General features: G+C 62.1%; 8 protein-coding genes. 3 read left to right on the top strand and 5 right to left on the bottom strand.

The features are described from left to right. Window positions 1-67 precede the first annotated feature (67 nt). From RSF91_RS02570 to RSF91_RS02560, 3 genes are all read left to right on the top strand, one after another. Window positions 68-1,987, top strand: coding sequence for an ATP-dependent helicase (locus RSF91_RS02570; protein WP_332566935.1), 1,920 nt, complete (start codon window positions 68-70; stop codon window positions 1,985-1,987). 135 nt (window positions 1,988-2,122) lie between these two features. Continuing rightward, entirely contained in the window at window positions 2,123-3,241 is a 1,119-nt protein-coding gene (locus RSF91_RS02565; RefSeq protein ID WP_332566934.1) for an ABC transporter substrate-binding protein, read from the top strand. A 139-nt stretch (window positions 3,242-3,380) separates the two neighbouring features. Then, window positions 3,381-4,928 (top strand): FAD-linked oxidase C-terminal domain-containing protein, encoded by a 1,548-nt coding sequence (locus RSF91_RS02560; RefSeq protein WP_332566933.1) that lies wholly within the window; start codon window positions 3,381-3,383, stop codon window positions 4,926-4,928. 4 nt (window positions 4,929-4,932) lie between these two features. On the opposite strand, the gene RSF91_RS02555 is transcribed toward RSF91_RS02560, so the two are convergent. Genes RSF91_RS02555 through RSF91_RS02535 form a run of 5 tightly spaced genes read right to left on the bottom strand, consistent with a single transcriptional unit; the run spans window position 4,933 to window position 12,512 of the window. Beyond that, window positions 4,933-5,331, bottom strand: coding sequence for a hypothetical protein (locus RSF91_RS02555; protein ID WP_332566932.1), 399 nt, complete (start codon window positions 5,329-5,331; stop codon window positions 4,933-4,935). Next, window positions 5,328-6,668, bottom strand: a complete 1,341-nt coding sequence (locus RSF91_RS02550) for a D-serine ammonia-lyase (protein ID WP_332566931.1) — start codon at window positions 6,666-6,668, stop codon at window positions 5,328-5,330. The genes RSF91_RS02555 and RSF91_RS02550 overlap by 4 nt, the downstream gene beginning before the upstream one ends. Window positions 6,669-6,702: 34 nt before the next feature. Beyond that, window positions 6,703-9,861: an efflux RND transporter permease subunit gene (locus tag RSF91_RS02545; RefSeq protein ID WP_332566930.1), complete on the bottom strand. Its 3,159-nt coding sequence runs from the start codon at window positions 9,859-9,861 to the stop codon at window positions 6,703-6,705. A gap of 14 nt (window positions 9,862-9,875) precedes the next feature. After that, window positions 9,876-11,228, bottom strand: coding sequence for an efflux RND transporter periplasmic adaptor subunit (locus tag RSF91_RS02540; RefSeq protein ID WP_332566929.1), 1,353 nt, complete (start codon window positions 11,226-11,228; stop codon window positions 9,876-9,878). A 12-nt stretch (window positions 11,229-11,240) separates the two neighbouring features. Further along, a complete protein-coding gene (locus RSF91_RS02535; RefSeq protein ID WP_332566928.1) occupies window positions 11,241-12,512 on the bottom strand; it encodes a TolC family protein in 1,272 nt (423 codons plus the stop codon). Between the last annotated feature and the right edge of the window lie 119 nt (window positions 12,513-12,631).

The following is a 12,631-nucleotide window of genomic DNA, read 5'->3' as shown; positions in this document are numbered from 1 at the left end:
GACTGCGCCGAGAAGCGCCCCACGGCATGGGCTGCACCATGGATAACGAAGATGGAGTACCCACTGCATGAACCTTCAGCCCAGGCATTACCCCGGCATTGACCAGAACCAGGCACTCAACAGCGAAGCGCCCTCTTTGCTCATCCGCGCCCTGGCCGGCACAGGCAAAACAACCACGCTGGCCATCAAGGCCGCCGATCTGATCCGCACCAAGGGCGCGCGCAACGTGCTGATGCTGGCCTACTCGGAGGCCGGCATCAAGGCCATTCAAGCGCGTCTGGCCCGGTTCACTGCCGTGCGACTCGAAGACCTGCATCTGCTCACACTGGAGCAGCTTTGCGCCCAGATGCTCACAGAGCAAGGCGACCCTGTCCCCATTCTTTCCTCCGACCTGGAGAAGAACCTGCTCATCGCGCAGGCGCAGGGAGCACTGTTTCAAGAGGTCGAGCGGCACGCGGAGATCGACATACCCGAGCTGGCGGACTACTTCGCCCGCCCCTTGGACATCAGCGCCTTTCTCGCCTTCGAGGCCCAGGCCAAACAGCGCATGCTGGAGCTCAGCATTGAGGACAGCGGCCTTGGCGCGCTGGCCTATTGCCGCGACAACGCACTGGACTACGGCCTGTACCGGCTGTTGCGCAGCTATGAGCGGCTGCGTGCGGGCCCCACCCAGGAGCCACTGTTCTACGCACCCGGCGACTGCACCTATGCGCTGGCCAGCCAGCTGGCCACACTGGACTTCAATGCCTGCTTCGCGCCACTGCAGGGCCGCTTCGACGCAGTGCTATTCGACGAGCTGCAAGACCTGGACGAGGCCGCACTGCTGGTGCTGCGCCACCTGGCGCGTGGCAACGGCGGCTTCATCGGTGTGGGAGACTTCAACCAGCACATCCTGCCGGGTGCATCCTCCGTCTTTGGAGACGGTGCCCAGCGCATCCTGCAAGAGCTACCCGCCGGCACGGCCCAGACCACGCTCAATACGACCTATCGCTTCGGCCCCGCCATCTGCCAGCAGCTGAACCGGTTCTTCAGCGTGGGGTTCAAGGCCCATTACCGCAACGCTGCGGCATGGTTCGAGCATCGCCACGGCGATGATGAGGACTGCGCGCGGCAGTTGCTGGATATTCATGCCACTGTGGCACGCCTGCCCCGCAAGCCACAAGAGTCGCCCGCCGTGCTGCGAGTCATCCTGCGCTCGCCCGAAGATTCGGTACTGCTCGAATGGCTGTTCGCCCATGAAGGCGTGCACTATGCCTGCAAGGGCATGCAGCGCTTCTACCAGCGCCGCGAAATCGCCCTGGTGCTTGCCATGCTGTGGGCCATGAAAGGCTGCAATGGCAGCGCGCTGCTCTCACAAGGTATTTTGAACAGCGCAGCCGAAGGCCTGATGCGCTACGTGCGCCATGCCACCTCGCCCGACCGGGACCTGCTGGCCAACGGCCTGTTCGACATGGGCGCACTGGGCGATGCTCCTCCTGAGTCCGACACGCTGCGCATTGCCGCCGAGCTCATGGGGCAGCAAGCCGCCATGCGCCGTTTCTTCGCCGCTCACATCACACCAGACTCGCCTGCTGCCCGGCTGCTGGCTCTGCCCGCTGACCAATGCGCCGATGCAGGGCTGCTGTGCCAGCACCCTCTGATGCAGCAATTCTTCGCTCAGGCCCCCATCAGTCAGGGCGAACTGCGCCAGTGCCTGGCCAGCCTGAAAGCGCTGTCGCGCATCTGCGCCGGTCTTTCCGTCGATGAATTCCTGGGCCGTCTCAGCCTCATGGTCCAGTCGAGCATCGCGCAGCATCAGCGCCAGGAAAAGCCAAGCCTGCAACTGCTCACGGTGGAACGCAGCAAAGGCCATGAATATGAATTCGTCGCTGTGCCTTTTGTCGATATCAGGCACCTCTCGCCCAATACGAGCGACCCAGAGCGCAACATGCTCTACGTTGCCATGACCCGCGCCAGCAAGCGCTTGTGGATGCTGGAAAGACGCTGACCCCGGTCAAATGACCAAGCCATACGCGGGTCAAAACAGCATAACGTCGCCCCCAGCCGACATAGCCACAGTTGCCCTCTCCCTCACCTGTTGCCACCCAACCACCATGGGCTGATAACAACGAGGAGGAGAGATATGCAATCCCTATTTCGCAGCGCCTGGCTTCTGGCCGCCGCCACAACCACCCTGTCGCTGCACGCACAGGAAAGCAGCATCACCATCGGCGCCAGCCTGCCTCTCTCCGGAGCACAGGCTGAGGCCGGCAAGGAAGGGCTGGCTATCATGCAAGCCCAGGTCGATGCACTCAACAAACAAGGTGGCCTGAGCGGGCGGCAACTAACCCTCAAGGTGCTGGACGATGGCTATGAACCGCAGCGCGCCGCCAGCAATGCGCGCCAACTGATTCAGGAGGGCGCAACCGCCCTGCTCAACTGCTGGGGCACAGCCAGCTGCGCCGCCATGCAGCCCGAAGTGCAGCAGGGCCAGACCCCGCTGGTCGGCGTGATTGCCGGTGCAGGCACTATGCGCCAGCAACCGGGCCGCCACGCCTACCCGTTGCGTGCTACCACGCAGGCTGAAATCTCCGCCATGCTGCAGCAAATGCAGACCCTTGGTCTGCAACGTGTTGTCATCGTTTATCAAAATGATGGCTTTGGCAAAGACGGCCTGCAGATCGCAATGACCGCCTTCACCGCCAAGGGCTTGAAACCAATCACCACCCTGGCTGTGGAGCCATCAGGCGCCAATACCCCAGACCTGGCCAAGCAACTGGCCACCCAGCCCGATCTGCAAGGCGTCATCGTGCTGGCTGGCACCCCCGCCACCATCGGCCTCATCACAATGGCAAGGCAGGCCCACATCACCGCCCCGTTCTACAACCTGGCTGCACAGGCCAACCGCGCCGTGGTGCAAGGGCTGGGGCCGTACACACGGGGCATTGCCTTCACCACGCTGGTGCCCAGCCCGTGGAAGGGCGCGGTGCCTGCCGTCAAGGATTACCAGCAACTCGTCAGCCACAGCGGCATGCCGCCTGCGTCTTATCTGGGGCTGGAGGTTTTTCTCAACACCCGAACCCTGCTTGATGGTCTGCGCAAAGCCAGCCCTACCGCCAATCGAGCAGCGCTGACTGCCGCACTCGATGCCATGGGTGAAATTCGCTACGGTGCCATGAGCCTGCGCTTTGCCGCACCACGCACAGGCTCCAGCTATGTGGGACTGACCATGATTGACTCCGGCGGTCAATTCAGAGAATAAAAGGCCTTCAGCGCTTATCGATCAAGCGCTGATAGCTATCATTTCAATAGTAACCATCAGCCTTATGCACAGCGCATTTCAATCAGCTTTGCAATAAAGCTCACACCGCTGTGCGGGCTCATCCCCTACATTTGCAGGCATGACGCCCGCCAGCACCTTCACCGATCTTGTCGCCACCTCCAGCGATGCCGCCAACGCCGCGCACCGCCAGCCAGAACTGTCTGAGCGCGCCAGACGCCAGGCCGAGGTGCTGGCCGCTCTGCGCCCGCATGTGCCAGCACATTCCCTGCTCTACCAGAGCGAAGACACCACGCCCTATGAGTGCGATGGCCTGACCGCCTACCGCCAGCGCCCACTGCTGGTCTGCCTGCCCGAGACTTATGCACAGGTGCAGGCCGTGCTCAAGGCCTGCCACGCCGTTGGTGCGCCCGTCATTGCGCGCGGTGCGGGCACGGGTCTGTCGGGCGGTGCCATGCCCCACCCCATGGGCGTGACGCTGTCGCTGGCCAAGTTCAACAAAATTCTGAGCGTCGATGCCTATAGCCGTAAGGCGCTGGTGCAATGCGGCGTGCGCAACCTCGCCATCAGCGAAGCCGCAGCGCCCTACGGCCTGTATTACGCACCCGATCCCAGCAGCCAGATTGCCTGCACGATTGGCGGCAACGTGGCTGAAAACTCCGGCGGCGTGCACTGCCTGAAATACGGGCTGACGGTGCACAACGTACTCAAAGTCAAAGGCTTCACCATTGAAGGCGAGCCGGTCGAGTTCGGCTCAGACGCGCTGGATACGCCGGGCATGGACTTGCTGGCCATCATGATCGGCAGCGAAGGCATGCTGGCCGTGGTCACCGAAGTCACCGTCAAGCTCATCCCCAAGCCCCAGCTGGCGCGCTGCATCATGGCCAGCTTTGACGATGTGCGCAAAGCCGGCGCGGCCGTGGCCGCCGTGATTGCCGCCGGCATCATCCCCGCAGGGCTGGAGATGATGGACAAGCCTATGACTGCCGCCGTGGAGGACTTTGTGCGCGCCGGTTACGACCTGACGGCGGAGGCGATTCTCTTGTGCGAATCCGACGGCACGCCCGAAGAAGTAGAAGAAGAGATCGCCCGCATGAGCGAGGTGCTGCGCAGCGCCGGTGCCACGGCCATCACCGTGAGCGAAAGCGAAGAAGAGCGCCTGCGCTTCTGGAGCGGGCGCAAGAACGCCTTCCCCGCCAGCGGCCGCATCAGCCCTGATTACATGTGCATGGATTCGACCATTCCGCGCAAGCGTCTGGCCGACATTCTGCTGGCCATTCAGGAGATGGAAAAGAAATACCAGCTGCGCTGCGCCAACGTCTTTCACGCAGGAGACGGCAATCTGCACCCGCTGATTCTGTTCGATGCCAACAACCCCGACGAGCTGCACCGCTGCGAGCTGTTTGGTGCCGATATTCTGGAAACCAGCGTGGCCATGGGCGGCACGGTGACGGGCGAGCATGGCGTGGGCGTGGAAAAGCTCAACAGCATGTGCACCCAGTTCACCACGGCTGAAAACGCCCAGATGTTCGCCCTCAAGGCCGCGTTTGACCCGCAAGCCCTGCTCAACCCCGGCAAGGTGATTCCCACGCTCAACCGCTGCGCCGAATACGGAAAAATGCTGGTGCGCGGCGGGCAGATTGCCCACCCCGATCTACCGAGGTTCTAAGCCTTCAACGCAACTGCGCCAGTCGCTCTGACAGCTCGGCATCCTGCAAGGCCAGTATTTCCAGCTGTGCAAAAACGGCACTGGCTTCATCGGCCTTTTGCAGGCCAAACAAAGCCTGATAGCAGTCCATGAACGGCAGAGCTGCATCACGCATTTGCAGCCACTGCGGCGCGCAGATCAGCAAAGCCTCTCGGGCTTGTTCGGCCTGTTCGTGCCCCCCCATTTGTGCAATAGCCCAGAGCGCAGACTGCGCTTCCACCTCATCCAGATCGGCGTGGTCTTGCACCAGCAATTGCAGGGCTGCGTACTTGTCGGCATCGGCCACGGCAGGGTCGCCCAGCAGGCGACCAATTTCTGCAATCGCCGGTACGCGAGACGGCAGGCCGTGGTTGTTAACGCTCATGCAGACATCAGCGCTGCGCCGCGCTGCAAAAATTTGGCGTATTCCTCATCGGGCACAAACAGACCGCCTGTGGTCCAGACGATATGCGTGGCATTGGGCAGATACGCCAGCAGGTTCTGGCGCTGCAGATAGTCCTGCCCGGCAGCGCTTTCCAGCAGCTCACGCGGGCCGCTGAAGCCTGCGGCAGCCGATGGTTCGATGTTCAGGCCTTCGCTGTTCTTCAGCAGGTAGAGGTGACGAAACAGGGTTTCATCTTCCACCGTCAATACGCCGCCCAGAAAGCCGCGCACCACATCCGCCGCCAGCTCAGATGCGCGCGGCACAGCCAGACCATCGGCCTCTGTCTGGTTGTTCAGGCCCAGTTCATACACCGAGGGATGTGCCTCTAACTGCGGCAGCGCTGCCGCGCCAGCCAGCATCTCGACGATGAAGCAAGGCGACTGCACGGGTTCGGCAAAAAAGCAGTGCACATGCGGACCAAAGGCTTGCTGCAGACCCAGCGCCACGCCGCCTGGCGCACCGCCAACACCGCAGGGGATATAGACAAACAAAGGGTGTTCTTCGTCTACAACGCGCTTGCTTTCTGCGATCTGCGCTACCAGATGCGGAGCAGCGGCGGCATAGCCCAGCAGTAGCGACAGCGAATGTTCATCATCTACAAAGTGGCAATGCGGGTCTTGCTCGGCCAGCGCGCGGCCAGCGGCCACGGCCATGGCGTAGTCACCCGTGTGCTCCACCACCTGCACGCCACGGGCGCGCAGGCGCTGCTTTTTCCACTCCTTGGCGTCAGCAGACATATGTACCGCTGCCTTGAAGCCCAGCGCCGAAGCCATGACACCAATCGACAAACCCAGATTGCCGGTAGAACCCACCGCCACCTGGTATTGGGCAAACACGGAGCGCGCGGCATCAGAGGCGAGTTGCAGGTAGTCGCCATCGGCCAGCAGGCCATGCTGCAGGGCGATGTTTTCGGCGTATTCCAGCACCTCATGCACACCGCCACGCGCCTTGACAGAACCCGCCACCGGCAAGCTGTGATCGGCCTTGAGCCAGAGCTGACCCACCTCTTGCGGCAATTGCAGCGCCTGCTGCATCTGCGGCACTTGCAGCAAGGGCGACTCGATACGGCCAGCGGAGGCGGTCAACTCAGGGAACAGCTTCATCAACAGGGGTGCAAAACGCTCAAAGCGCTGCACGGCCTGCTGCACTTGCTGCGGGCTGATGTCGTGGGTGGATTGCTCCTTCGCGCCCCGCCCGGCCCACAGCGTGGGCTTGGCGCTCTGCAAGGATTCAATGATGCTGGCTTGCAGATCGGTGGGGGCGGAGGATGGATGCATGACGAGGCTCTCTCAAAACCCGTATGTTAAGTGCTCACTCTTCTCTCAAAATTGTTGATGCACCGGCTTTTGGCAACTTGTCGCCATAAACCAGTCGATACAGCAGCGGCAGCACCAGCAGCGTCAGAATGGTGGACGAAATAATGCCCCCAATCACCACCGTGGCCAACGGCCTTTGCACCTCGGCCCCAGTACCTGTGGCAATTGCCATTGGCACAAAGCCCAGCGATGCGACCAGCGCCGTCATCAGCACCGGGCGCAGTCGGGTCAAAGCGCCTTCGGTCACGGCCTGCTCCACACCCATGCCCTGCTCACGCAGAGAGCGGATGTACGAGATCATCACCAGCCCGTTGAGAACGGCCACACCGCACAGCGCGATAAAGCCAATGGCAGCCGAAATCGACAGCGGAATGCCCCGCAGCCACAGCGCGGCGATACCGCCCGTCAATGCAAACGGAATGCCGGTAAAGACGATAAGACCATCGCGCACATTGCCGAACATGGCGAACAGCAGCGTGAAAACCAGCGCCAGCGCCACGGGCACCACGATCAGCAGGCGCTGGCGGGCAGATTCGAGGTTCTCGAAGGTGCCGCCCCAGCGTGTCCAGTAACCGGCGGGCAGCACAATGCCTTGCAGCTCTTGCTGGGCCTGTGCCACAAACGAGCCGATATCACGCCCGCGCACATTGGCACTGACGACGATGCGGCGCTTGCCATCCTCGCGACTGACCTGATTGGGGCCGGGGGCCAGCTCTACCGTGGCAATGGAAGACAGCGGCACAAAGCCCAGTCGCCCATCGCCACCGCGCGGCAGCGCAATCGGCAGGCGGCCAATGCCGTCCATATCGCTGCGCACCGCCTCGGGCAGGCGCACCTGAATGGCAAAGCGGCGGTCGCCCTCAAACACAGTCCCCGCCTCACGCCCACCCAGGCCGGTGCTGATGGCGTCCTGCACATCGCCCATATTCAGGCCGTAGCGCGATGCTTTTTCGCGGTCGATCTGTACCGTGAGCATGGGCAGGCCCGTGGTCTGCTCCACCTTCACTTCAGATGCGCCAGGAATCTTCTGCAGCATGGCGGCCACGCTTTGCGCGGACTTTTCCAGCTGCTGCATGTCGTCGCCAAAAATCTTGACGGCCACATCGCTGCGCACACCCGAAATCAGCTCATTGAAGCGCAGCTGAATCGGCTGAGAAAACTCGTAGTTGCTGCCCGGAATCTGCTCCACCGTTTCTTGCACAGCAGCCAGCAGATCATCACGCGTGCGCGCCGGGTCGGGCCATTGATCGCGGGGCTTGAGCATGATGTAGCCATCCGAGATATTGGGCGGCATGGGGTCAGACGCAATCTCGGCCGTGCCGGTGCGCGCAAACACACGCTCAATCTCGGGGAACTCTTTTTTCAGCGTGCGCTCCAGTTGCATCTGCATCTCTACCGACTGCGTGAGGCTGGTGCCCGGTATGCGCAGCGCCTGCACGGCAAAGTCGCCCTCGTTCAGATTGGGCGCAAATTCGCTCCCCATGCGCGTCGCCAGCAACAAGCTCAATGCGACAACCACAGCTGCCGCCGTCAGCACCACGGCAGGTGCGTGCATGACCTTGTCCAGCACCGGCGCATAAGCACTGCGTGCCCAGACCATAAGGCGATTTTCTTTCTCTGCAACCTTGTCGCCCATGAACAGTGCAATCGCTGCGGGGATAAAGGTGATGGACAGCAGCATGGCACCCAGCAGCGCAATCACCACCGTCAGCGCCATCGGGTGGAACATCTTTCCTTCGACGCCCGTTAACGCAAAAATAGGCAGGTACACCACCATGATGATGAGTTGCCCAAACAACAATGGGCGACGCGATTCTTTGGCGGCGGCAAACACTTCTTCAAAGCGCTCGCTGCGCGTGAGCGAGCGGCCCGCCGCCTGCTGCGCGTGCGCCAGACGCCGCACGCAGCTCTCCACAATCACCACCGCACCATCAATGATGATGCCGAAGTCCAGCGCGCCCAGGCTCATCAGATTGGCGCTGACGCGCATCTGCACCATGCCCGTGAAGGTGAACAGCATGGACAGCGGAATAATCAGCGCCGTAATCAGCGCCGCACGCAAATTCCCGAGGAACAAGAACAGCACGACCACCACCAGCGCGGCACCTTCGATCAGGTTCTTTTTCACCGTGGCAATGGCTTTGTCCACCAGATGCGTACGGTCGTACACCGTCACCGCCTTCACGCCGGGTGGCAGGCTTTTATTGATCTCCTGCATGCGCGCATCCACGGCCTGCGACACGGCACGACTGTTCTCGCCAATCAGCATGAAGACGGTGCCCAGCACCACCTCGCGCCCGTTATCCGTCGCAGCGCCGGTGCGCAGCTCGCGCCCCAGTTCCACATCCGCCAGGTCGCGCACGCGAATGGGCTGGCCCTGAGCCGTGCCCACAATCACCTCGCGAATATCGGCCATGCCACGCACCTGGCCCGGTGCGCGAATCAGGTACTGCTCGCCCTGGCGCTCGATATAGCCTGCACCCACGTTGGCGTTGTTGCGCTCCAGCGCCGTGACGATATCGGCCAGCGTAAAGCCATAGGCCGCCAGCTTTTGCGGCTGCGGTGCGACCAGATACTCCTTGGCAAAACCGCCAATGGAGTTGATCTCGGTCACCCCCGCCACATTGCGCAGCTGGGGCTTGATGACCCAGTCCTGAATCTCGCGCAAATCCATGGGGGTGTAGGGCGATCCATCGGGCTTTTTGGCGCCGTCATCGGCCTCCACCGTCCACAGATAAATCTCACCCAGACCGGTAGAAATTGGTCCCAGCGCCGGGGCCACTCCCGCAGGCAAGGCATCACGCGCCTGCTGCAAACGCTCGTTGACCAGCTGGCGCGCAAAATAGATGTCGGTGCCATCCTTGAAGACCACGGTGATCTGCGACAAGCCATAGCGCGACAGCGATCGCGTCTGCTCCAAGTGCGGCAGGCCCGCCATGGCGGTCTCGATAGGGAAGGTGACACGCTGCTCGGTCTCCAGCGGCGAATAGCCGGGCGACGAGGTATTGATCTGCACCTGCACATTGGTGATGTCAGGCACGGCATCAATGGGCAGGCGCTGGTAGTTGTAGATGCCAAGGCCGATCAGTGAGATGGTGGCCAGCATGACCAGCCAGCGCTGGGCAATAGCGAAACGGATGATGCGTTCAAACATGAAGAATCACCCTATCAATGAACGTGTTCAGCACTGGCTTTGCCCAGTTCAGACTTCAGCACAAAGCTGCCACCCACCACATAGCTCTGGCCTGTGCTCAGGCCCTGCAGCACCTCGGTGTTCTGGCTGTCGGCCTTGCCCAGCTTCACGCTTTGCGCCTTGAAGCCGCCTTGCACCGGCACGAACACCACGGTTTTTTCGCCCTCAATTTTCTGAATGGCCGCGCTGTTCACCGTCACCGCCGCCTTCTGGCTGGATGCTGTCAAGTCCACATTCACAAACAGACCCGGACGCCAGATGCCGTCTGGGTTATCCAGCGTGATGCGCGCGGGGGCCGTGCGTGTTTCCTGCCCAATCAACGCACCCACATAGGCCACCGTACCCGTGCCCTTGGATTCAAAGGCCGTGGCATGCACCGTGGCCTTTTCGCCCACGCGCACAAACGGCAAGTCAGATGCAGCCACCTTCATCTCGGCCCAGACGGAGCGCAAGTCAGAGATGGTGAACACCGCCGTACTGTCCTGCACGGCTTCGCCCACGGACAAATGCTTTTCCACCACCACGCCATCAAACGGCGCACGCAGCTCAAAGCGGTTCAGCGCACCGCCAGATGCCACACCAGCGCCAATCGCAGCCAGTTTTTGCTGGGCGTTGGCCGCGGCAATTTCGGCTTCACGCAGTGCCTGCTGGGCCTGCAGATAGTCTTGCTCGGCCGATATTTTTTCCTGCCACAGCTGCTTTTCACGCTGATAGGTGGTGCGTGCCAGACCCAGCCGTTTTTGCGAAGCCATCAACTCGCTGCGCTGCTCAGAAACGGCAGGGCTGGTCAAGATGGCCAGCAACTGCCCCTTTTTCACCACCTGCCCTAGATTGGCGGCCACGCTCTCGGCCACACCCGCCACGCGCGGCACAACGTGAGCTGTCTTGTCTTCGTTGAAGCGAATTTCACCGGGCAATTGCAGCGTGCTGCCGATGCTGGCAGCACCTGCTTGGGCCAGCGTTACACCAGCCACCTTGGCACGAGCGGCATCGAGCTTAAGCACACCTTCTTCATGCTCTTCTCCACCTTCTTTGGCGTGGTCATGATCGTGGTCGTGCTCAGCTTTTGCTGCGGGCTTTTCATGACTATGGTCATGCTTTTCATCCTGCTCGCCATGCGCTTCTTCTTTGCCGTGAGCATGTGCCTCTTCTTTGCCATGCGAGTGCGCATCTGACGACTTTTTTTCGCCTGCATGAGAGTGGCTGTCGGTGCCTGCTGCGGCAGGTTCTGTGCCGCGAACAATGAAAAAAGCGGCTGCCGCGCCCAGCGCCAGAATGGCGGCAATGGCAATCGCCGTGCGGCGCGATGTGGTGGGTTGTGCGTTCATGGGGATGACTATTTATTCAAGACCGGGCACATCGCCCAGCTGACGGGTGATGTCGGCAGCCGCCTGATGGGTGGCAACCAATTGCTCCAGATACAGGCTGCGCGCATCGGCCAGCGTGCGCTGCGCATCCAGCACTTCCAGATAGCTGAATTTGCCCAGCGCAAAGCCCTTGGCAGAGACCTCGTAGGCAGACTCTGCCGCTGGCAACACCTGCTGCGCCAGTTGAAGCGCCTGTGCACGGCTGGTTTGCAGCAGCTCCAGTTGCTGTTGCAGCTGCGCGTTCAGCTGCTGGCGCGTGGCCAGCAACTCGTCTTCAGTCTTGTCCGCAAGGCGCAGCGCCTGCAGCTGGTTGCCGCGGTTGCTGTCCAGAATCGGCAGCGGCACCGAGATACCGACCACCAGCTGATTGCGCCCCACTTCCTGGGCACGCTTCATGCCCAGACTCACACTGGGATCAGGCAGCCGCTTGGCGCGCTCCAGCTCGGCCACAGACTTCGCCTGCAAAACGGCTTGCTGCGCGCGCAGCATCTGCGGTGAATGCTCCAGTTTTTCTAGCATGGCACTGCTATCTGGCAAGGCAGGCAAATCACCCAGCTCGCCCACGGCGCGGCCCATAGATGCGGGCTGCGCTCCCCACAGCAGTGCCAGTTGCTGGCGTGCCACACGCAGGCCGGACTGGGCTTGCGCCAGCGCCAGCTGGGCGCTGCTCTCGGCCACACGGGCCTTGGTTTCTTCCAGCGGCGCAATCTTGCCGGCCTGCACACGCTTGGCGGCAGCATCGCGGGCGTTGCTGGCAATCTCCAGCGTTTTTTCATGCAGCTGCACGCGCTGCTGCCCGGCCAGCACCTTGGCAAAGGCGGCGCGCACATCGGCACGCAGACCGGCGCGGGCGGCATCCAGTTCAGCCTGCACCAGCTCGCGGCCATGCTCGGCAGCCTTCATGCGGGCGGCACGCTTTCCGCCGATTTCTATAGGCTGGTTCCACTGCAGCGTCATGGAGCGGGTTTCGCGCCGCGTGTCTTCCTGCGAGTAGGCCAGCTCTGGGTTTGGCCGCGCCCGGCTTTGAATGACCGCGCCTTCGCTGGCCGCCACGGCCTGCGCGGCGGCGCGCAGACTGGGGTTGTGCTCCATGGCCAGCGCCAGTGCGGCCTGCAAGCTCATGGGGGCCGGCGTGGCCGCAATGGCTGGTGCCGTGGCTGCGGCCTGCTGCGCCCAGCCACAGGTCGCCAGCAGGCTCAGCCCGCCGCCCAGCAGCACTGCGGCTGCCTTGGTAATGAATGTCATGGTGATGCTCCGCCTGCAAGCCTGCCCTCCCGTTGGCAGACCTTTGCAGGCTGAGCGAATCTAGCCGCTCAGTCCCGACAGGGCTCTGACCTGAAGATGACAAATTTGTCATCTTCATA

The organism is Comamonas sp. (assembly GCF_036643215.1).
Lineage (GTDB): Bacteria > Pseudomonadota > Gammaproteobacteria > Burkholderiales > Burkholderiaceae_C > Comamonas.
This window is presented reverse-complemented; position numbering and strand designations above follow the sequence as displayed.

Excerpts from the sequence above, each read along its gene's own strand:
- RSF91_RS02550 (WP_332566931.1), bottom strand. The coding sequence starts at position 6,668 with ATGCATCCATCCTCCGCCCCCACCGATCTGCAAGCCAGCATCATTGAA.
- RSF91_RS02560 (WP_332566933.1), top strand. The coding sequence starts at position 3,381 with ATGACGCCCGCCAGCACCTTCACCGATCTTGTCGCCACCTCCAGCGAT.
- RSF91_RS02540 (WP_332566929.1), bottom strand. The coding sequence starts at position 11,228 with ATGAACGCACAACCCACCACATCGCGCCGCACGGCGATTGCCATTGCC.
- RSF91_RS02570 (WP_332566935.1), top strand. The coding sequence starts at position 68 with ATGAACCTTCAGCCCAGGCATTACCCCGGCATTGACCAGAACCAGGCA.
- RSF91_RS02535 (WP_332566928.1), bottom strand. The coding sequence starts at position 12,512 with ATGACATTCATTACCAAGGCAGCCGCAGTGCTGCTGGGCGGCGGGCTG.
- RSF91_RS02565 (WP_332566934.1), top strand. The coding sequence starts at position 2,123 with ATGCAATCCCTATTTCGCAGCGCCTGGCTTCTGGCCGCCGCCACAACC.
- RSF91_RS02545 (WP_332566930.1), bottom strand. The coding sequence starts at position 9,861 with ATGTTTGAACGCATCATCCGTTTCGCTATTGCCCAGCGCTGGCTGGTC.
- RSF91_RS02555 (WP_332566932.1), bottom strand. The coding sequence starts at position 5,331 with ATGAGCGTTAACAACCACGGCCTGCCGTCTCGCGTACCGGCGATTGCA.